This is a genomic window from Lysobacterales bacterium (genome assembly GCA_019634735.1).
Lineage (GTDB): Bacteria > Pseudomonadota > Gammaproteobacteria > Xanthomonadales > UBA2363 > Pseudofulvimonas.
The window spans coordinates 165,540-186,748 of sequence record JAHCAT010000006.1; the positions used below are offsets into that span (position 1 = coordinate 165,540).

General features: G+C 71.2%; 16 protein-coding genes and 1 pseudogene. 2 read left to right on the forward strand and 15 right to left on the reverse strand.

The window, feature by feature from the left end; all coding sequences use genetic code 11:
* Positions 1–14: 14 nt before the first annotated feature.
* From KF823_07720 to KF823_07730, 3 genes are read right to left on the reverse strand one after another with little or no spacing between them, the layout of a single operon-like run.
* Positions 15–1,409 carry an MFS transporter gene (locus KF823_07720; protein ID MBX3725791.1) on the reverse strand — a complete coding sequence of 465 codons (1,395 nt, stop codon included), beginning with the start codon at positions 1,407–1,409 and terminating at the stop codon, positions 15–17.
* Complete coding sequence (locus KF823_07725) at positions 1,406–3,409, reverse strand: M48 family metallopeptidase (protein ID MBX3725792.1); 2,004 nt, start codon at positions 3,407–3,409, stop codon at positions 1,406–1,408. Before KF823_07725 ends, KF823_07720 begins: the two co-directional genes overlap by 4 nt.
* 33 nt (positions 3,410–3,442) lie before the next feature.
* The gene (locus tag KF823_07730) at positions 3,443–4,033 is read right to left on the reverse strand and encodes a LemA family protein (protein MBX3725793.1); all 591 of its coding nucleotides are present in this window, start codon (positions 4,031–4,033) and stop codon (positions 3,443–3,445) included.
* A 76-nt stretch (positions 4,034–4,109) separates the two neighbouring features.
* On the opposite strand from KF823_07730, the gene KF823_07735 reads away from it, so the two are divergent.
* Complete coding sequence (locus KF823_07735) at positions 4,110–5,333, forward strand: beta-lactamase family protein (GenBank protein MBX3725794.1); 1,224 nt, start codon at positions 4,110–4,112, stop codon at positions 5,331–5,333.
* Between the two features lie 936 nt (positions 5,334–6,269).
* On the opposite strand, the gene KF823_07740 is transcribed toward KF823_07735, so the two are convergent.
* Together KF823_07740 and KF823_07745 are read right to left on the reverse strand one after the other, a co-directional pair.
* The gene (locus tag KF823_07740; protein ID MBX3725795.1) at positions 6,270–7,271 is read right to left on the reverse strand and encodes an energy transducer TonB; all 1,002 of its coding nucleotides are present in this window, start codon (positions 7,269–7,271) and stop codon (positions 6,270–6,272) included.
* Positions 7,272–7,591: 320 nt separating this feature from the next.
* Entirely contained in the window at positions 7,592–8,623 is a 1,032-nt protein-coding gene (locus tag KF823_07745; protein MBX3725796.1) for an SRPBCC family protein, read from the reverse strand.
* A gap of 506 nt (positions 8,624–9,129) precedes the next feature.
* On the opposite strand from KF823_07745, the pseudogene KF823_07750 reads away from it, so the two are divergent.
* A pseudogene (locus tag KF823_07750) lies at positions 9,130–9,318 on the forward strand (hypothetical protein).
* A gap of 558 nt (positions 9,319–9,876) precedes the next feature.
* Here the strand turns inward: KF823_07750 and gcvH are convergent.
* From gcvH to KF823_07800, 10 genes are all read right to left on the reverse strand, one after another.
* A complete protein-coding gene (gene gcvH / locus KF823_07755) occupies positions 9,877–10,272 on the reverse strand; it encodes a glycine cleavage system protein GcvH (protein MBX3725797.1) in 396 nt (131 codons plus the stop codon).
* 76 nt (positions 10,273–10,348) lie between these two features.
* Positions 10,349–11,434, reverse strand: coding sequence for a glycine cleavage system aminomethyltransferase GcvT (gene gcvT / locus KF823_07760; GenBank protein ID MBX3725798.1), 1,086 nt, complete (start codon positions 11,432–11,434; stop codon positions 10,349–10,351).
* Positions 11,435–11,530: 96 nt separating this feature from the next.
* Entirely contained in the window at positions 11,531–13,207 is a 1,677-nt protein-coding gene (locus KF823_07765) for an iron ABC transporter permease (protein ID MBX3725799.1), read from the reverse strand.
* 74 nt (positions 13,208–13,281) lie between these two features.
* Positions 13,282–14,277, reverse strand: coding sequence for an extracellular solute-binding protein (locus tag KF823_07770; GenBank protein ID MBX3725800.1), 996 nt, complete (start codon positions 14,275–14,277; stop codon positions 13,282–13,284).
* 97 nt (positions 14,278–14,374) lie between these two features.
* Complete coding sequence (locus KF823_07775; GenBank protein ID MBX3725801.1) at positions 14,375–14,809, reverse strand: NfeD family protein; 435 nt, start codon at positions 14,807–14,809, stop codon at positions 14,375–14,377.
* Positions 14,810–14,814: 5 nt separating this feature from the next.
* A complete protein-coding gene (locus tag KF823_07780; protein ID MBX3725802.1) occupies positions 14,815–15,765 on the reverse strand; it encodes an SPFH/Band 7/PHB domain protein in 951 nt (316 codons plus the stop codon).
* A 93-nt stretch (positions 15,766–15,858) separates the two neighbouring features.
* The gene (locus tag KF823_07785; protein MBX3725803.1) at positions 15,859–17,124 is read right to left on the reverse strand and encodes a HAMP domain-containing protein; all 1,266 of its coding nucleotides are present in this window, start codon (positions 17,122–17,124) and stop codon (positions 15,859–15,861) included.
* 64 nt (positions 17,125–17,188) lie between these two features.
* The gene (locus tag KF823_07790) at positions 17,189–18,544 is read right to left on the reverse strand and encodes a sigma-54-dependent Fis family transcriptional regulator (protein ID MBX3725804.1); all 1,356 of its coding nucleotides are present in this window, start codon (positions 18,542–18,544) and stop codon (positions 17,189–17,191) included.
* A gap of 104 nt (positions 18,545–18,648) precedes the next feature.
* Positions 18,649–19,872, reverse strand: a complete 1,224-nt coding sequence (locus tag KF823_07795) for an ABC transporter permease (GenBank protein MBX3725805.1) — start codon at positions 19,870–19,872, stop codon at positions 18,649–18,651.
* A gap of 10 nt (positions 19,873–19,882) precedes the next feature.
* Positions 19,883–21,196: an ABC transporter permease gene (locus tag KF823_07800; GenBank protein ID MBX3725806.1), complete on the reverse strand. Its 1,314-nt coding sequence runs from the start codon at positions 21,194–21,196 to the stop codon at positions 19,883–19,885.
* Positions 21,197–21,209: the final 13 nt, after the last annotated feature.

Here is a 21,209-nt window from a genome sequence, read left to right on the forward strand (position 1 = left end):
ATGATAGCCGTGGCCTATCGCTCCCCGGTTCGGCCCGGCGTGGTGCCGGGTCCGCTGGCCGCGGCGGCGCGCTCGAGCCCTTCCCGGCCACGCTCCCAGCGCCGGATCGCCCAGGCCACGGCGACCCAGCAGATCGCGGCACCGATGCCGACCAGGGCGAACCCCGGCGTCGCCAGGCCGACCGCCGCCAGCACCACGATGCCCCACTGCGTGGCCAGGTCGCCGCCTCGCCAGACCGCGGTGTCGATGAAGTTCTTGGCCTTGTAGCGGGCCTCGCGGTCGACCCGCGTATACAGGGTCTCGCGCGCGGGCGAGAGCATCCCGAACAGCAGCCCGCGCGAAACCAGCTGCGCTATGGCCACCGTCATCACCACTGGATTGCCGTAGATGACGGCGAAGCAGACGATGAGTGCCAGGCCCGGCGCCATCAGCAACCAGCCGGCACCGAACCGGGGCAGCAGGAACCGGGTCGCGCCCAGTTGCACGGTGATCGCCAGGAGGTTGATCCACAGGTCGAGGTTGGCGAAGAACACGAACCGGCCGAGCGAGTCCGGGTTGGCGCTCTGCAGGTGCAATTGCCGGTTGTAGAGGATGGTGCCGACCACCACCCCGAGCAGCATCAGGGCCGCCATGCGCCGCAGGATCGGCTGCTGGAACACCAGGGTCGCGCCGGCCAGCAGGCTGCCACCGATCGGCGTGTCGCGGTCGAGTCCCTGCAGCGCCCGCTCGCGGGCGCGGGCCCAGGGGATCAGCCGGGCGATGCAGACAAGGCACAGGCTGAGCAGCAGACCCGACAGCAGCAGCAGGCGCTCGACGCCGAGCAGCGGCGCCAGGGTCCGTGCCAGCAGCGGGCCGACGATCGCACCCAGGGTACCGCCGGTGGCGATGGTCGCGAACAGCCGGCGCGACTGTTCCGGGGCGTAGATGTCCGACATGAAGCTCCAGAACACCGAGACCACGAACAGGTTGAACACGGTGATCCAGATCGCCAGCACCGCCGCCGAGCCGCGGCCGAAGGCGGCGGCGTCGGCGCCGGCCAGCCCGGCGAGCGCGCCGTTGTAGCGGAACAGCAGCCAGAAGCCGGCCAGGCAGGCGATGAAGAACAGGTAGACGAAGGGCAGGAAGCGCCGTCGCGGCCAGCGCGACACCAGCCAGCCGTAGACGGGCGTGATCGCCAGCATGATCACGAACACCACGGTGTAGATCCACTGCATGCGGTCGGCGCCGAAGCGCACCACCATCTCGTCGCGCATCGGACGGATCAGGTAATAGGCGCACAGCAGGCAGAAGAAGTAGGCGAACGACCAGGCCAGCGCCGTCCATTCGCCCGGCCGCGCGCCGACCCAGACCGACCACCAGGGCTGGCGCGGCAGCGCCTCGCCGGGCAGGCCCTGGACGCCGGCGCTCATTCGACGGTGGGCGGGCCGGCCAGCCGGGTCCGCGCCTGGTGCAGCAGCGGCGGCAGCGGACAGTGCAGGGCCGCGCAGGCGGTGCGCAGCAATTCGGCCTCGGCGACGTCGACGCGGCCGTCGTGCATGACCGTACGGGTCATCGCCGCCACCAGCATCGACTTGGCGGCGGGCTTGAGCTGGTCGAGGGCGTCGAGCGCGGCATCCAGCCGTTGCGGCCAGTCGGACGGCACCGCGAAGCGCGGAGTCACCGCCTGGCCGAGCTCGGCGACGCCGGCGGCGAAGGCGCGCGCGGCGTCGGCGCCGCCGCCCCGGGCAAGCAGCGACAGCAGCAGCCCGGCCTCGGCCTCGACGTCCTTCAGCGAGCGCCGGCCGGACAGGCGGACGGCGGTCGGGTCGAGCGCCTCGCGGATGTGCTGACGCAGCAGGTGGCCCAGGCAGAACTCGAAGAGTGCGACCGCGCCGTCGGCGGCGATCAGCACGTCGACCAGCTCGCCGGCCTTGCGCATGTCCGCCGCCGGCAGCCGGCGCAGCGAGGCGAAGGCGATCTCGGCCAGCGGCAGGTGCTGCATCGGATGCAGGGCGGCGATGCGCTGCGCCTGGACCAGCGCCGCAGTGCCGGTCGCCAGGCCGAACTGCCGCTGGATGGCACCGAGCTGGCGCTCGCGGGTCGCGGCATCGGTGGCGATCAGCAGGCCGGCGATCACCGCCACCGACCGGTCGGGGTCGTGCGCGGCCTCCTCGAGGTCCGGTGGGATCGCCTCGTGCAGCAGGTGGGCGGTGTCGATGTCCTCGCTGCCGGGATTGGCGACCTGGCCGACCACCTCCCTGGGGTCCAGGGCGGCGGAAGCGCCGGTGGCCAGGCCGGCCAGCACCACCGGCATGGGCAGGGCGTCGCCCAGCACGCCGATCGGCGAGCCGACCCGGGCGCGCGAGCGCGCCGCCGCGGCGGCGTCCCGCTCGCGTTCGCCGGCGGCGGCGCGCAGGGCGGCGCGCTGGCGCGCCCAGTCCTTGAGATCGGCCAGCTTGAAGCGCGGCTCCAGGGCCTGGATGCGCTGTTCCAGCGGCGGATGGGTGGCGAACAGACGGGAATAGCCGACGCCGTCGCCGAACAGCAGATGGCTGACTTCCTCGCCGTCGGTGTCCGACAGCCGGGAACCGTGGCTGCTGGCGGCGATCGCCTTCAGCGCATCGGCGATGCCGCGGGTCTGGCGGGTGAACTGCACCGCAGAGGCGTCGGCCAGGTACTCGCGCTGCCGGGAGATCGCCGCCTTGATCATGCGTGCGCAGAACAGGCCGACCGAGCCGACCACGGCCAGCACCAGGCCGGCCATCACCACGCCGCCGGCGTTGCGGCCGCGCGCCCGCATCAGGATGCGGCCGATCATCGAAAGCACGGTGATCCCGGCCAGCCAGCCGACCAGGCGCAGGTTGAGCCGCATGTCGCCGTTCAGCACATGGCTGAATTCATGGGCGATCACGCCCTGCAGCTCGTCGCGGTCCAGGCTGTCCAGGGCGCCGCGGGTCACCGCGATGGCGGCGTCGGCGGTGCTGAAGCCGGCCGCGAAAGCATTGATGCCGGATTCCTTTTCCAGCACGAACACCTGAGGCACCGGCACGCCCGACGCGATCGCCACTTCCTCGACGACGTTGCGCAGGCGCTGGTGGGCGAGATCGCGGCTGGACGGCGGGATCTGGGTGCCGCCCAGCGACCGGGCGATCGCGGCGCCGCCCTCGCGCAACTGCGCGGCGCGCACCAGGCTGCCGACGAAGATCACGCCGAGCACCACCGCCGCGACCAGCAGCATCAGGCCGGCATGCTCCGCGGCGGTGGCCGTCCAGGCCTGCTGGCCGCGCTGGCGCTGCATCGACTGGCTGTGCAGAAGGGCCAGCAGGGCGGCCTGGATGACCAGGACGATGCCGACCACCGCCGCCACGAACAGCGCGACCAGGCGGCGCGAGTCGGTGCGCGCCTGCCGCTGGCGCTCGAAGAAGTCCACGACCGGACGCGCTCAGGCGGACCGGCGGCCGCCTCAGGGCGCGCCGAAGTCGACCCGGACCGCCTTGCGCACCTCGGCCGACTCGACCTCGAGCAGGCTGGCCGGGGTGAACGCGAACATGTTGGCGACCACGCTGCTCGGGAACATCTCGCGGCGGTTGTTGTAGTTCATCACGGCGTCGTTGTAGGCCTGCCGCGCGAACGCCACCTTGTTCTCGGTCGAGGTCAGCTCCTCGCTGAGCTGCATCATGGTCTGGTTGGCCTTCAGGTCCGGATAGGCCTCGGACAGCGCGAACAGCCGGCCGAGCGCGCCGGTGAGCTGGTTCTCGGCGCCGGACAGCGCCTGCATGGCGCCCGGGTCGCCGGGATTGGCCTTGGCGCGGTCGAGGCCGCCGACCGCCGAGTTGCGGGCCATGATCACCGCTTCCAGGGCGTCCTTCTCGTGCGCCATGTAGCGCTTGGCGACCTCGACCAGGTTCGGGATCAGGTCGTGGCGGCGGGTGAGCTGGACGTCGATCTGGGCGAACGCGTTCTTGTACGCGTTGCGCGCCATCACCAGGCCGTTGTAGATGCCGACGGCCCACAGGACCAGACCGACCAGGAGGATCAGGATCAACCAGGACATGGACGTACTCCGTTGACGAAGCCCGGACGGCTTTTGGCTATGATGGGGCGCATGTTCGCGCCGGCCGAAGAATAGCATGCGCCTGACCGCCCTCCTCGCAGCCCTGGCCGCCCTGCTCGCGGCCTCCCCGGCCCGGTCGGCGGGCGACGCCACGGCCGACCGCGTCGCCCTGCTGGCCAGCGACCTGGCCCGCTCCGCCGACGCCCTGGCCACCCTGCCCCAGGTCGCCGGCATCGGCATGGTCGTCGTCCACGGCGGTCGCACCGTGCTGGCCCACGGCTCAGGCATCCGCGACGTCGGCACCCGCGCGGCCGTCGACGGCGACACCGTGTTCCGGGTCGCCTCCCTGTCCAAGGGCTTCGCCGCCGCGGTCGCCGGCCTGCTGGTCCGCGAGGGCGCGCTGCGCTGGGACATGCTGGTGCAGCCGTGGCTGCCCGGCTTCCAGCTCGCCAACCCCGACGACAGCCAGCGCGTGACGCTGCGCGACATCCTCAGCCACCGGGTCGGGCTGCCCTACAACACGCTGGACCGCCGCCTCGAGGCCAACGAACCGTACCCGCTGCTGGTGCAGGCGCTGCAGGACATCCCGCTGCGCTGTCCGGTCGGCGACTGCTACGGCTACCAGAACATCGCCTTCAGCCTGGTCGGCGACATGGTGTTCGCCACCACCGGCGAGTTCTATTCGTTCCAGGTCGAGAAGCGGCTGTTCGCGCCGCTCGGCATGGACACCGCCACCTACGGCCGCGAGGGCCTGGAAAGCTCGCGCAACTGGGCGCGCCCGCACGTCCGCCGCCAGGACCGGCTGCAGGCGGTGGACCCCAAGGAGACCTACTACCGGGTGGCGCCGGCGGCCGGCGTCAACGCCAGCGCCCGCGACCTCGGCCAGTGGCTGATCGCCCAGATGGGCGGTTTCCCCGAGGACCTGCCGCCCGAGCTGCTGGACGAACTGCACGCGCCGATCGTCGAGACGCCCGGCGAGATCCGCGGCACCGGCTGGCGGCGCCAGCGCCTCAACGCCGCCGCCTACGGCCTGGGTTGGCGGGTCATGGACTACGCTGGCGAACGCCTGGTGTTCCACGCCGGTGCGGTGCAGGGCTATCGGGCGATGCTGGGCTTCCTGCCCGACCACGGCTTCGGCTTCGCGGTGGTCTGGAACAGCGAGGCCGGCCAGCCCGCCGGGCTGATGCCGGTGGCCCTGGACCGTTTCCTGGGCCTGCCGGAAGTCGACTGGCTGGAGCTCAACCGCCTCAACGTGCGACTGCCGCCCACCGCCGGCAGCACCGAATCCGGCTCCGACTGAGCAGACACAGCGGGAACCGTTCATCTGCCTGCCCCGGTCCGTCTCCGCGCGCGGAACCGCCGCATGCCCGCGGCACAGCTCCAGCCGCCCCGCGCCGGCTCGCCTTCCGGGCGCTCGCCTCCGGCATGACGGAGGCATCGCAGTGCGGCGATCCAGGCAGGCGGCGACCAGGCGCCTGCGCGGCAGGACGATGAACTCCCACACCTGGTCCTGCCGGGTGCTTCCCGAGGCCGCTACTGCGGCCGCCGGTCTCCGCGCCATGAGGCAGCCTGCGCCCGCAAGTCGATTCGAGGCGGCCAACCGCGCGTCGATCCGCTGCCCGCATCAGGAGGCGAGCTCGGCAGCCGCACCACGCGTTCTCATGGGACGAACGGCCCAGCAACGCGGGTACTGCAACGACGCCGGTACACACGCGACTGGCGCACGCCGGGAAGGCGGTCGAACGGCGGCCTGCCGGCTGCGACCAGGGATGTCAGACCGGACCAGGGCCGGGCCGGCCAGCATGCAACCCGACCAGGACGGTCGTGTTGCGCCGGGCAGTCAGGGTGTCGGCGATACCGCTGCAGGCGAAAACGCCCACCCGCCGCCAGCCGCATCCAGGCAGGACCTGATTGGCATCGTGTCTCAGGCCCCTGCCAGTCGGCGTTTCGCCGGTGCGACGGCACCGCACTTCTCCCCTCCCCCGCCTGCGGGGGAGGGGCGGGGGAGAGGGCCGCCCCAGCCAGCGCACGCAGCTGGGCCGGCAACCATGCAGATCATGGCAAGTCCCGACCCTCTCCCCCGGCCCCTCTCCCACTGGGAGAGGGGAGCACAGCGCGCTCTGCTCACCGAACACCGGGTCCTGGCCCTTGGTCCGACCCTGAGCTGGGCCACAACATCAATCAGGCGGACAGGAGGCGGGAGCGGGCGCGTCGGGCGCCCGCCGGACCGACCGACTCAATCGAGCCGGAAGTCGAAGCGCTGGCGCATGCGGGAGGCGACTGGTTCGCCGTTCTCCAGGCGCGGCTCGAACCGCCATTCCTGGATCGCCCGCTGCGCGGCCTGGTTGAAGACGCGGGCGGGGCGGGCGTCGACCACACGCACGTCGCTGACCGTGCCGTCCCTGCCGATGGTGAATTCGACCTCGACCCATCCGTTCTGACGGCTGCGCGCGGCTTCGCGCGGATAGACCGGATCGACCCGGCTGAGCAACCGCGCCTCGCGCACCGCAGGGGCCGCCGGACGTTGCGTCGGGGCAGCGGAGGTGGTCGTCGTGGTGGCCGGCGGCGGACTGGGCGGTGGCGTCGAAGCCGCCGGCTCGGGCGCCGGGGTTGGCGGGGCGGTCGGCGAGATCATGCTGGCAAGGTCGGAGACCACCTCGCCCACCGGTGCGGCGGGCTCCGGTGCGGGCGGCGGCGCGACGCCGGCGGCGGCGGCCTGGGCCTGCCGCTGCTGCTCCGCCAGTTCTGCCGCTGCAATCGCGGCACGGGCGCGCTCGATACGCTGGCGCAGGTTGACCACGGTGAACGAGTCGGGATTGGTGCGCCCCAGCATGCCGGCCAGGCGCTCGGCCTCGTCCAGATCACCGGCGCCCACCGCCTGGTCGGCACTGCTGACGGCGATGCCGTAGAGATCGTTCAGGGCTTCGCGGGCGGAAACATTGCCGGATTGCTGCTCGAGCACCGCAAGGTAGTTCTCGTAGGCGTTGTTGCCGGCCGGCGCCACCAGCCGGCTCTCGGCCATCGCGGCGCGCGCCTGGGCGAGCAGGGCATCGACGGTGCCGGCGGCTTCCGAACCCGTGCCGGTGCCGCGATTCTCGGCCAGGCTGGTCAGTTCGGTGCGACCGGTGACGATGTAGCGAAGGGCAAGAGCGACGGCGAGGACGGCGACGATGGCGATCAGCGCGATCAGCATTCCGCGCTGGACGCGATCGACGACGTCACGTTGTGGCTGGGCCATGGCGGGTTTCTCCCTGGTCTGCCCAGCCTTTTACCTGCTCCCCCCGGGAACGGCAAGAAAACAACTGTGACGGAGGCGGCTACGCGCGCGGCCGGGACCCCGCCGCGCCGTCGACGACCCCGCGGATGGGGCGTTCGCCGGACGATGCCCCCTCGCGGCCATCACCTGGCCGCCAGATTTCAGGGGCAGACCTCTTGTCCACCCATCGGCGGCTTCCGGACGCCGCCGATCCCGCGGGTGGCGCTCTCCGGCCGCAGCAGAGCGCAGAACCCGTCCAGCTCGGTCCCGAGTCCCGAGTACCGAGTCCCGAGTCCCGCGCCTTAGCGCTCCACCACCGGCCACTCGATGCGGGTGACCAGCGCGTCCTCGGGCGTGTCGCCAGGATCGCTCACATAGATCTGCCGGATCGGCGCGCCGCGCTCCAGGCCCAGCGAGCGCGCATGGGCGTCGAGCCGGGCGACGGCATCGGCAAGCCCGGCGTAGGGCCCGATGTGTTCCCCGACCAGGGCGGGCCCGGCCGGCAACTGCAGCAATTCGATGTCGCTGCCGTCGGGACGCCAGCCGGCGCCGGCCCGCACCGGGAGCGCCGCCTGGAACCGCCATACCGCCGGATCCGGCGTGGCGGTGAGGGTGAGCGGCTGGCCGGCGATGTCCAGCGACTGCGCGGCGGCGTGCTCGAGCAGCTGGCCATACAGGGCGCCCAGGCTCGCCGAGATCTGCGCCAGGTCATCGGCCGGCGCGCTTCCGGCGAGGGCGATGACCTCCAGTGCCCGCATCTGTTCGGGTCGCACCGACAGGTCGGAGACATCCACCAGCGGCGCCGACTCCAGCACGGTCTTCAGCGCTGCCAGGCCCCTTTCGTAGTCATCGCCGACCGCGCGGCCGATGAACCCGAAGCCGAGCCAGCGCATCAGCGGACCGCGCAGCGTGCTGCGGAAACGCCAGGTGACCGTGCTGCCGGCCTCGCCGCGGGGCACGATCAGGAAGCGCGCCTGCGCCGGCTCGTCGAAGCCCTCGAAGGCCACCGCGGTGACCACCAGGCCCGGCGCTTCGCTCTGCGTGATGCTGAGGCTGCCGGTTCCGACCTCGGCGTTTCCGCGCCAGTGCAGGCGCGCGCCGACGCCGGCCGCCGGTCCCTCGTAACGGTAGCTGGCGTCCGGATCGCGCGCCGCCCAGGGCGACCATTCATTGAAGCGCGACAGATCGTCCACCAGGGCATGAACCTGCCCCGGCGGGCGATCGACATCGATGCTGCGCTCGACCTCGACATGGCCCGGCAGCAGAAAGCCACCCACCACGAATACCAGTGCCAGGACCAGCAGCACGGCCAGCAACCACTTCAGGATTTTCATGTCCGACCTCCCCGTAGGAGCGGAAGTCTAGCCCGGATGATCCAAGGAACCGCTACTGCGGACGCCGCTCCGGGCGCGGTGGCGCGGCATCGACGGACTCGCTGCGCGTCCCCGGGAGCGCCCGGCTCGCCGGCAATCCCGGTACCCATCGGTCGCGGCCACGACCAGACACGCGCCACTCCCGGGAGGACGGCGGCGACGCACCAAGACGCGGCGCGACGGACGATGCAGCAGGAGGATGCGGGGGAACTTGCTTGAATGCCCTCCCCGCGCTGGGCTGTCGCGGGGAGGGTGGCAATGGTCACGGGCCGGCGTTGCGCCGGCTCGCCTTTACTGCAGGTTGGTGCTCGGCGGCTGGGCGATCGGCTGCGGGACCGGGGTCACCGCCGCCTTGCGCGGGGCAGGCTTCTTCTTGGCGGCCGGCTTCTTGGCCGCGGCCTTCTTGGGAGCCGCCTTCTTGGCAGCCTTCTTCGGCGCAGCCTTCTTGGCTGCCGGCTTCTTGGCCGCGACCTTCTTGGCCGCCTTCTTCGGTGCAGCCTTCTTGGCTGCCGGCTTCTTCGCTGCCTTCTTCACTGCCTTCTTGGCGGCCTTCTTGGCTGCCGGCTTCTTGGCAGCCTTCTTCGCTGCCTTCTTCGCTGCCGGCTTCTTGGCAACCTTCTTCGCTGCCTTCTTCGCTGCCGGCTTCTTGGCTACCTTCTTGGCGGCCTTCTTCGGGGCGGCCTTCTTGGCAGCCTTCTTGGCCGCCGGCTTCTTGGCGGCAACCTTCTTCGCGGCGACCTTCTTGGCGGCCGGCTTCTTGGCGGCCTTCTTGGCCGCAGGTTTCTTCGCGGTGGTCTTCTTGGCAGTAGCCATGATTGGTCTTAGCTCCTCGTTAGTGGTTGTGTGTGTTGCCCAGTGAAACTCAAACGCAATACGCACCGACCGGCCGGGACTGGCTTCAGTCCCGGGCGACCTGTGCGGTCGAAAAAAAGAGGGAAGGGTGGCGGCTCGCGGCCTGGTCGCCGCGTCGGGGGTTCAGGTTGTCAGATCGCTGGAACCGATTCAGCACTTTGTCGATGCTCTTAAGAGCGACGCCGCCGGGGTGCAACCGTGGTTTGCGCAGAAACTAATCACTTGCCCGCACGGTGTCAATCGTCTAGACGCAAAAAAGGTCGCGGGTTTCTCACCGCCGTCGGCGTCGGCATCGTCGTCGCCGATGTCGGCGTATCCGATCTGCGTCCGATACGCGTTCCGGAGACGCGCCGAGGTGGGACTCAGTCGTCCTCGCCCTCGATCAGGTCGGCGTAGGCGTCCGGGTCGAGCAGATCTTCGAGTTCGGCGGGATCGGACGGCCGGACGACCAGGATCCAGCCTTCGCCGTAGGCGTCCTCATTGATGGTCTCGGGCTTGTCGGACAGCGCGGCGTTGACCGCCACGACCTCGCCGGACACCGGGCTGTAGACGTCCGAAGCGGCCTTCACCGACTCGACCACCGCGCAGCCGTTGCCGGCGTCGACGGTGTCGCCGACGCGCGGCAGTTCGACGTAGACCAGGTCGCCGAGCAGGCCCTGTGCGTGGTCCGAGATGCCGATGGTGACCAGGCCCTCGTCGTCGAGACGGGCCCACTCGTGGCTCTTGAGGAACTTCAGGTCGCCAGGAATCTCGGACATGGTTGCAGCCTCCCCCGTTGGTGCGATGGATTCTAGTGAAGCGGCGCCGCCGACGCCACGGACCTGCGCCGCCGGATCAGACGCCGGGACGGGCGACGCCGTCGCGCACGAACGGCGGCTGCACGATGCGCACCGGCAACTCGCGGCCGCGGATGTCCACCGTCGCCGGCCCGGGTTCGCCGGCCGGGATCCTGGCGAGGGCGATCGACTTGCCGACGGTCGGCGAGAAGCTGCCGGAGGTCACCTCGCCTTCGCCGCCCGCGCAGGTCACCCGCTGGCCGTGGCGCAGCACCCCGCGCTCGTCCAGCACCAGGCCGACCAGTTGCCTGGGCACCCCGGCAGCGACCTGGGCGGCCAGCGCGTCGCGGCCGATGAAGTCGCGCCCGCCGGCCATCGACACCGTCCACGCCAGGCCCGATTCCAGCGGCGACGTGGTGCGGTCCATGTCCTGGCCGTAGAGGTTCATGCCGGCCTCGAGGCGCAGGGTGTCCCGCGCGCCCAGCCCGCAGGGCACCACCCCGGCGTCGAGCAGATCCTGCCAGAACGCTTCGGCACGGCCGGCCGGCAGCACCACCTCGAAGCCGTCCTCCCCGGTGTAGCCGGTGCGGGCGATGAACAGCTCCTCCTGCTCCAGGAAGGCGAAGCGCGCCAGGGCGTCAGCCGAGGTCGCGACGTCGCCCCCCAGCACGGCGGCGACACGCGCCCGGGCGTTGGGTCCCTGGACGGCGACCATGGCCAGCTCGGGACGCTCGCGCACGCTCACCCCGAATCCGCCGGCGTGGCCTTGCAGCCACTCCAGGTCGGCCTCGCGGGTGGCGGCGTTGACCACCAGGCGGTAATCGTGCCCGGCACGGCGGTACACGATCAGGTCGTCGATGACGCCGCCGGACGGCTCCAGCATGCAGGTGTAGAGGGCCCGGCCGGGACCCTTCAGGCGATCGACGTCGTTCGCCATCAGCCGACGCAGGAAGTCGCGGCAGCCCTCGCCCTGCAGGTCGACCACGGTCATGTGCGAGACATCGAACATGCCGCAGTCGCGCCGCACCGCATGGTGCTCGTCGATCTGGGAGCCGTAGTTGATCGGCATGTCCCAGCCGCCGAAGTCGACCATGCGGGCGCCGAGCCTGCGATGCGCTTCATTGAGGGGGGTGGCCTTGGCCATGGGATCTCCTTGCTCGACGGCATCGGACTGCGATGGCGCGCAACTATATATGCGTCGCGGCCGGGCCCGCGTGCGGCCCGGCGCCCGGTCGACCGCTCAGTCCGCGCTCGTGGCGCCGGGCCGGCCGGGTACCGATGGCCCGTTCTGCAACCGGACCAGCCACCAGATCGGCAACAGGCCGGCCAGCACCAGGCCCAGTGCCGGGCGCGCCGCCTCCCGCCAGAGTCCTTCGGAAGTCAGCGCATAGATCCGGATCGCCAGCGTGTCCCAGCCGAACGGCCGCAACATGAGGGTCGCCGGCAGTTCCTTCATCACCTCGATGGCGACCAGCAGCAGGGCGGCGAGCACGCTCGGCCTCAGCATCGGCAGCGTCAGCAGCAGGCGCCGCCAGGCACCCGCGCCCAGACTGCGCGCCGCCTCCGGCAGGGATGGCCGCAACAGGGCCAGCCCCGCGGCAAGCGGTTCGGCCGACGCCCTCAGGAAACGGGCCTGCAAGGCCAGCAGCAGGGCGCCCAGCGTGCCCGTCAGCAGCACCCCGTCGGCACCCGCCGCCGCGAGTCCGCGCTCGACCGACAGCAGGCCCAGCAGCAGGCCGGCGGCCAGAACCGTGCCGGGCACGCCGTAGCCGAGCGTCGACAGCGCGAGCACGCCACCCAGCGCGGGCCGGGATGCCGCCCGCCTGCGCAGCAGCGCCTGGACCAGGCCGGCACCCACCAGCAGGACCGCGGCCAGTGCACCCAGGCGGACGGTATTGCCCAGGGCACGCAGCTCCGTTGCGCTCCAGGACAGCTCCGGCAGGGACCAGGCCAGCAACTGCACCAGCGGCAACACGAACGCCAGCAACAGGAGCATCGCCTGCGCCAGGATCGCGATGCTCGCCGCCGGTCCTCGCAGGCGCTGCCGGGTCGCAGGACGCAGGCGCGCGTCGTATTGCCGCTGCCGTGCCCGTGCGCGCCACTCGGCAAGCAGCAGCACGGCGGCCAGCAGCAGGCCGAGCGACGCCAACTGCGCGGCGGCCGGCAGCGAGTACAGCCCGAACCAGGTCTTGTAGACCGCCGTGGTCAGCGTCTCGACGCCAAGCAGGCTGACGGCGCCGAACTCGGCCAGGGTCTCCAGCAGGGCAAGGCCGAGTCCGGCCATCAGGGCCGGACGCAGCAGCGGCAGGCGGATCCGCCAGAAGGTGCGCCAGCGACCCAGGCCCAGCGAACGCGCCGCTTCGGCGGGCGCCTCGCCCTGGCGCAGCAGGGCGGACCGCACCGTCAGATAGACGTAGGGGTAGAGACACAGCACCAGCAGCGCAGCCGCCCACGGCCAGCCGTTGGGGCTGAACAGCGCGGCGCGGCTGCCGGTCGCCGCCCGCCAGGCCGACTGCACCGGCCCCGCGTAGTCGAGCAGGCCGATCGCGACGAAGGCCACGACATAGGTCGGCAGCGCCAATGGCAGCAGCAGCGCCCACTCGAACAGGCGACGGCCCGGATAGTCGTGGCGTGCGTTGAGCCAGGCGCAGGCGGTACCGAGCACCGCGCAGCCGATGCCGACCGCCAGCAGCAGGGCCCCGGTATTGGCCAGGGCGCCCGGCAGGACATGGGCACGCAGGTGCGCCCAGGTTTCCGGCGCCGGCGTGGCCCAGGCCAGGGCCAGTCCGGACAGGGCGAGCAGCAGGGGCGTGGCGAGCAACAGTGCGGCAAGCCAGGGCAGGCCCCGGCGCGCCGCGGCCGACCAGGACACGCGGCGGCCTGCACGGGTCGTCCCGGCGTCGGTCGTCGAATTCATCGCCGCATGCTACCCGCCGCCGGTCGCGGGCTGGGCGCGGCCCTCCTTGCCGCCTCCGACCGCGGCAACCGGCTTCAGCGGTAGCCGGCCCGGTCCATCAGTCGCACCGCCTGGGCCTGGCGGCGGCCGGCCTGGGCGATGTTGCGGTCGTCGGCTCGGAAGCCGCCCCAGGCGGCGACGTCGGCGTTCGGCTCGATGCCGGGCCGCACCGCGAATTCGAAGTCGATGTCGGCGAACTGTCGCTGGGCGGATTCCGACAGCAGCCATTCGATGAAGCGACGCGCCAGCTCGGGCTGGCGGCCGTGCCGGACCAGACCGGCGCCGGTGACGTTGACGTGGACGCCGGACTCGCCCTGGCCCTGGTTGGGCCAGAACACCGCAACCGGCAGATCCGCCCGGTCCCTGGCGAGTCGACCGTAATAGTAGGTATTGACGATGCCGACGTCGCACTGGCCGGCGGCGATGGCGCTTACCACCAGGGTGTCGTCGGCGAACGGTGGCGCGGCGAGGTTGGCCACCCAGCCGCGAACGATCCGCTCGGCGGCTTCCTCGCCGTGGCGGTCGATCAGCATCGCCACCAGCGACTGGTTGTAGACCTTGCGCGACGAGCGCAGGCACAGCCGACCCTTCCACTTCGGGTCGGCCAGGTCCTCGTAGGTGGACAACTCGCCGGCAGGCAGCCGTTCGGTGGAGCGGACGATCACGCGGGCGCGTTCGGTGATCGCGTACCAGTGGCCGTCGGGATCGCGGAACGCGGCTGGCACCACCTGGTCGAGGCGCTCGGACTGCAGCGGCGCCAGCACGCCGCGCTCGGTGGCCAGCCAGAGGTTGCCGGCATCGACGGTGATCAGCACGTCGGCGCGGGTGCGCTCGCCTTCCGCGGCAAGGCGTTCGATCAGCACCTGGGCCTGGTCGGTGAGCAGTTGCACCGGCACCCCGGTCTGCGCGGTCCAGGCGTCAAGGATCGGCGTGAGCAGGGGCTCCTTCCGCTCGCTGTAGACCACCAGCGAATCTGCGGCGGCAGGCGCGGACAGCGCCAGGGCAAGGACGAGCAAGGGAAGTCGGCGCATGGCGGGTCCGGATCAGTTGCGAATGATTCGCATTAAACATCGGATCGCCGGCACCCGCAATCCCGACCCGCGCGCATTCACCGCGGGATCCAGGCGATCAGTCGATGGGCCGCACCGTCAGCGTGACGCCGTCGGTGGCGACGACGCGGACCCGCGAACCGGCCAGGGCGTCGGGCCCGGTGATCGTCCAGAAGGCATCGCCGATCTTCAACCGCCCGCGGCCGTCGACGATCGGCTCGAGCAGCAGGTGGTTGCCGCCGACCAGTTGCGCCGCCCGCTGGTTCAGCAGCGGGCGGTCCGAGGCTTCCACCCGGGGATGGCGCCGCCGCCATTCCCGGTAGGCCAGGATTGCCGCCAGCGACAGCACCCCGAACAGCACGAACTGCCAGACCGGCGCGATGCCGGACGCCAGCATCACCACCAGTGCGGTCAGCAACGCACCCAGGCCCAGCCAGAGCAGGAAGGCGCCCGGGTTGAACAGCTCGGCGACCATCAGCAGCAGGCCGAGCACCAGCCAGTAGAGCGCCGGCATCGTCCCTACTCCCGGCCGCGCTGGGGCGTTGGCGGCACGACCACCGGCGTCTTGCCCCCGCCGACCAGTTCCGAGATGCCGGCCAGGGCGCCGAGGATGCCGGTCGCCTCGGTGGGCAGGATCAGGGTCTTCTGCTGCGGCGAGGTGGCGAACGCCTTGAGCGCCTCGACGTACTTCTGGGCGACGAAATAGTTGATCGCCTGGGTGTCGCCCTTGGCGATGGCATCGGAGACCATCTGGGTGGCGCGGGCTTCGGCCTCGGCGAGGCGCTCGCGCGCCTCGGCGTCCCGGAAGGCGGCCTCGCGGCGGCCCTCGGCTTCCAGCACGGCGGCCTGCTTCTCGCCCTCGGCGCGCAGGATCTCCGAAGCCCGGTGGCCCTCGGCCTCCAGGATGTTGGCGCGCTTCTCGCGCTCGGCCTTCATCTGCCGCGCCATCGAATCGACCAGGTCGCGCGGCGGCTGGATGTCCTTGATCTCGATGCGGTTGACCTTGATGCCCCAGGGATTGGTGGCCTGGTCGACCACCGACAGCAGCTTGGCGTTGATCTCCTCGCGCTGGCTGAGCGACTCGTCGAGGTCCATGGAGCCGATCACGGTGCGGATGTTGGTCTGCACCAGGGCGGTCATCGCCTGCTCGAGGTTGGACACCTCGTAGGCGGCCTTGGGGGAATCCAGGACCTGGAAGAAGGTGATCGCGTCGACCTTGACCACCGCGTTGTCCTTGGTGATCACGTCCTGGGACGGCACGTCGAGCACCTGCTCCATCATGTTGATCTTGCGACCGACGTCGTAGACGATCGGCACCAGCAGGCCGAGGCCCGGGTGCATGGTGTACACGTACTTGCCGAAGCGCTCGACGGTGTACTCGTAGCCCTGCGGCACGATGCGCACGCCCTTGACGAAGGCGAACACCACCAGCGCCACGATCACCCAGATCAGGATCGTCCCCATCTCCATCGCCGCTCTCCCCGGTTGGCCGGCAAGAGGATAGCCGGAGCCGCCGGGCGGCGGGGGTGCCGGAAGGCACGGGGGCGGCGGCCCCGCCGGCGCTCAGCCGCCGGGCGCTGCGGGCAGGCTCAGACGCACCAGCAAGCCGCCGCCGGGCCGGTTGGACAGGGCGATGCGGCCGCCATGCGCCTCGGCGATCTCGCGCGCCAGCGCCAGGCCCAGGCCGGTGCCGCTGCGCTTGGTGGAGTAGAACGGCACCAGGGCGCTGGCCAGGACCTTCTCGCTCATGCCCGGTCCGGCATCGGCGACCTCGATGCGGCATTCGCCCGGCCCGGTGCCGACCCGCACGCTGATCGCCGCCGGGTCGGAGCCGGATTCATGGGCGTTCTTCAGCAGGTTGATGAGCGCCTGGCCGAGCTGCGCCGGGTCCGCCCATCCCGGCGCTTCCGGCAGGGGCTGCGCGACGGCGAACGGATACTGCAATGCCAGCTTGGCCAGGAACGGCTGCCAGTGGATCGCCTCCGGCCGGGGCGCCGGCAGCTTGGCGAAGGCGGCGTAGCCGCGGATGAACTCGGCCAGGTGGCCGGCACGCTCGCCGATGGTGGCCAGCACGCCGTCCAGGCGCGCCACCTCGCCGCGACGCGCCAGTTCGCGGCCGGAGTGCGCCAGCGAGGAGATCGGCGCAAGCGAGTTGTTGAGTTCGTGGCTGATCACCCGCAACACCTTCTTCCAGCTCGCCACCTCCTGGCGGCTGATCTCCCGGGTCATGTGCCGGATCAGGAACAGCCTGTGCGCCTGGCCGTTCAGGCGGAAACCGCGGGTGGCCAGGTGGAAGATCTCCTCCTCGGCGCCCAGTTCCACGCCGAACAGGCCCTCGCGGCGCTCCGCCACCGCGTCCCGCAGCGGCGCTGGCGCGGCTTCCAGCAGGGCCGCAAGGTGATGCCCCTCGAGGCGGCGACCCGCGTGCAACAGGCGGCGCGCGGCACTGTTGGCATACACGATGGTGTCGCGGGCGTTGACCAGTACCAGGGCGGTCGGCGCGTTCTGGGCCAGGGTATCGAGCAGCAGTTCGCGCTGGAACAACGCCTGGCGCTCCTCGCGCAGGACGCGGCCGAGCGCATTGTGGGCGGCGACCAGGTCGCCGATCTCGTCGCGCCGGCGGGTCGCCAGGCTGAAGCTGAAGTCGCCGTCCTTGAACGCCGCGACGCTGCCGGTCAGGGCCCGCAGCAGGCTGGCCAGGGGCCGGGTCAGCAGGCGCGCCGCGACCAGGCAGACCCCCAGGCTGAGCAGTGCCGCCAGCGCGAACACCAGGCGGCCGCCGAGGTCGCGGCCGTGCAAAAGCACGCCCAGCCCGGTGCCCAGCAGCATCGCCGCCACCAGCAGCAGGGCCAGGCGCAGCTCCAGGCTGGTGCGCACGGCCCGCGGCAGCCGGTCAGCGCACCAGCGCCGGGTCGAGGCCGAGCTTGTCGAGCCTGCGGTACAGCGCCTGCCGGCTCAGGCCCAGCTCTCCGGCGGCCTGCGAGACCACCCCGCCGGCGCGTCGCAGCGCCTCCTCGATGGCGGCCCGGTCGGGCTCGACCGTTGCCGCTGGCGGCATCGGCCCGGCACCCGGGGCGGCCGGCAGCCCAAGGTCGCCGACGGCGATCACGCCGTCCCGGCACAGCAGTCGCGCTCGCAGCACCGCGTTCTTCAGTTCGCGGACATTGCCCGGCCAGGCATGCCGCAGCAGGGCCCGACGGGCGCCCTCGGACAGCCGCGCCTGACGCTCCAGGAAGTGCTCGGCCAGCGGCAGGATGTCCTCTCGCCGCTGCGCCAGGGGCGGAACCTTGATCTCGATGACGTTGAGCCGGTAGTAGAGGTCCTCGCGGAAGCCGCCCGCCGCGATCATCGCCGGCAGGTCGGCGTTGGTGGCCGACACCAGTCGCACCTTCACCTGCCGGGTGCGGTTGGAGCCCAGCCGCTCGAACTGGCCGGTCTCCAGCACGCGCAGCAGCTTGACCTGTCCGGACAGCGGCAGGTTGCCGATCTCGTCCAGGAACAGCGTGCCGCCATCGGCCGCCTCGAAGCGACCCTCGCGCGCGCGGCCGGCGCTGGTGTAGGCGCCGGCCTCGGCGCCGAACAGCTCGGCCTCGATCAGCTCGGCCGGCAACGCACCGCAGTTGACCGTCACATATGGCCCCTCGGCCACCGGCGAGTTGGCGTGGACGATCGCCGCGATGCCCTCCTTTCCGGCACCGTTGGGCCCGGCGATCAGCACCGGCAGGTCCGAGCGCGCGACCTGTCCGGCCAGGCGCACGGCCTGCTCCATGGCGCGCGAGACCACGACCTGACCGCACAACCGGTAGCGGTCCGCCAGCTCCGACAGGGCCTGGCGCTGCTCGTCCTGGAAACGGCGCGCGGCACGGGCCGATTCGGCCAGTTCGATCAGGTTGTCGACGGTGGTCAGCAGGCGGTCGTCCTGCCAGGGCTTGGCCAGATAGTCGGCGGCGCCGGCCTTGACCAGCTCGATCGCGGTCTCCAGGTGGGTCCAGGCGGTGAGCAGGACGATCGGCAGATCCGGGTGGCCGGCACGCACGGCGTGGAACAGGGCCACGCCTTCCTCGCCGGAGGTGGTGTCGGCACTGAAGTTCATGTCCTGGATGACCAGGTCGACCGGCTCGGTGGCGAGCGCCGCCAGTCCGGCCTCCGGTGTCGTCGCGGTGAGCGTCCGTATCTCGCGCAGCGAGAGCAGCACCTCGAGCGCCGTGCCCACCGCAGGATTGTCGTCGATCACCAGGACCGTGCTCATCGACCTTCGTTCCGTCATCTTCCCGCCCCCCCGTGCATCGCATGGATGCCGCAGGGGGCTCAGGGGTTGCGTCGGCGATGTTAGCCGACCGCCGCAAGGGCGGCTCAGGCGGTGCGGGTTGCCAGCGCCGGTGGCACCGCGGCTGCCCGTCCCGCCGGGCCGAGCACCGCCAACTGGCCGAGCACGAACACGACCAGCGCGCCGGCCGGCAGGTAGTACCAGGGCAGGCGCTGGGCGTTGATGGCCTGCATCAGCCAGGCGTTGAAGCCATAGGTGAGCGCCGCGCCCAGCACGATGCCCAGGCCGATCATCAGGCCGTTCTCGGTCTGGAACCAGACGCGGATGTTGAGCCGCCTGGCGCCCAGCGCGCGCCGGGTGCCGATCTGCTTGATGCGGCGGGTCACCCAGAAGCTGGTCAGGCCGACGATGCCCAGGCCGGTGACCAGCACCATCGCCAGCATGGTGCCGGAAAGGATCGACATCATCGCCCGATCCTGCCTGTAGGAGGCCGCCCGCACATCCTCGACGGCGCGCACCCGGCGCACCAGCCGACCGCCGTTCGACGCCTGCAGGGCTGCCTCGACCTGGGCCATCACCCGATCCCGCTCGCCTGGCTCGGTCCGCACCAGGTAGCGGGAGAATGCGCCGTCCACCGAGATGGTGGGCACCAGCGCGGACTGGTCGATGCTCTGCGAGCCCACCCAGGGCTGCTGGAGGTGGTCGATCACACCGATGATGGTCACCGTCCGGTTGTCGTTGCCCAGGCCGTACACCTGCTGCCCCACCGCGTTGCCGTCGGGAAACAGTGCCCTGGCCAGCGCCTCGGTGACGATCACCACGTCGACCGTCACGCCGGTGGCCTGGCTCAGCTCGCCGATCTCGTCGGGGCGGAAATTGCGCCCCTCGACCAAGGTCAGACCGAAGGTATCGATCGCCTGCTCGTCCGCGAAGTAGAGGGCGGTGCTGAAGCCTTCCCGGCTGTCGGTGCCGTCGTCCGGCGTCAGCGCAAGCCCGGTGCTCCAGCCGCCGTTGCTGGTCGGCACGGTGTTGGTGGTGACGGCGTTGCGGACACCCGGCATGGCGCGCAGCAGTGCCAGGTCGGCGGCGACCGCGTCGCGCAGGTCGTAGCCCGGCGCAAAGCCGAGGCTGTCCACCGTGAAGGTGTTGGTCTCGTCCATCCCGCTGGGCCGGCCGACACGCTCGGCGCGCTCGACGACGATGAACAGGCTGTTGCAGATCACCGCCAGGGTGATCGCCACCTGGGCGACGATCAGGAACAGGCCGGCCTTGTTGCGCATCAGGGCGGAGAAGATGGGTCGAAGTTCCATGGCCGGAGTCCTAGTTGGATTTGAGCTGCAGGGCCGGGGCGACCCGGCAGGCCCGCCAGGTCGGCAGCAGGCCTGCCAGAAGACTGGCGGCGACAGCGGCGACCACGGTGATGCCCACCATGCCGCCGTCGAGTACCGCCACCTGGGCGATCGCGCCGTTGCCGTACAGGCTGCGCAGACCGGCCAGGCCAAGCCAGGTGAGCAGCAGGCCGGCGACCGCGCCGGCCATGCCGACGGCGCCGGACTCGATCAGGAACTGCGTGAAGATCTGCCGACGGCTGGCGCCGACCGCGCGACGCAGGCCGATCTCCGAGGCGCGCGCCATGAACTTGGCGAGCAGCAGGCCGACCGTGTTGATCAGGCAGACCAGCAGGAACGCGAACGCCAGCCAGGTCTGGGTCTGCGCATCGCGCGGCACCACCCGGCGTTCCGCCAGCCACTCGGAGACGCTGCTGACCCGGTTGTTGAGCGGGCGCGGGAAGCGGCCGGCGCTCTTCTGCTCCTGCACATAGCCGTCCAGGTAGTCCTTGTACGCCGCGGCGGCGGCCCGCCCGGGCAGCTCCACCCAGAACGCCATCCATATGCACTCCGAGGCCAGCCAGTTCGCATAGCCGCTGCCAGGGTCGGACCAGCAGTTGTTGTTGTTGCTGGAGGTGCGCTCCTTCTCGACGCCGATGCCGAACGGCATGAACATCTCCTCGACGTCATTGAACGCCCCCGAGGAGATCTCGTAGAACTTCGGCTGCGGATCCCAGGCGTCGATGACGCCGGCGACGGTGTATTCCTCGCCGTCCATGCGCACGCGCCTGCCGACGCTGTTCTCGCCGCCGAACAGGCGCTCGTTCAGCGCCTTGCCCAGCACCACCACGCGCGCGTTGCCGTCGTCCGCCCGGCGGTCCCAGCCGCCGCCGAACAGGAAGGGCACGTCGAACATCGGGAAGAAGTCGCCATGCGTGTACAGGACCTGCGCCTGGAATGGCTTGACCTCGGGATTCTCCGGCTCCACCGGCACGAAGTTGGGGAACATCGCCGCCTGCCGGGTCGCCTGCTGGGCCCGGTACAGGGCCATGGCGTCCTGGTAGGTCATCAGGTTTGGCGGGTTGCCGTACTGGTCGTAGGCGTTGCTGGGCGACCAGTTGTCGACCTGCGGGCGGTAGACGCGGTCGTCGCGGTGCGCCATCGGATTGCCCGACATCGCGCGCAGCACGGTCAGCGCGGTCATCGAGGCGCCGATGCCCAGGGCGATCGCGGCCACCATCAGCGCGGTGAGCACCGGGTTCCTGCGCAGGCTGCGGCCTGCCAGCCAGGCGTAATACTGGATCAGCATGGCGGGCTCC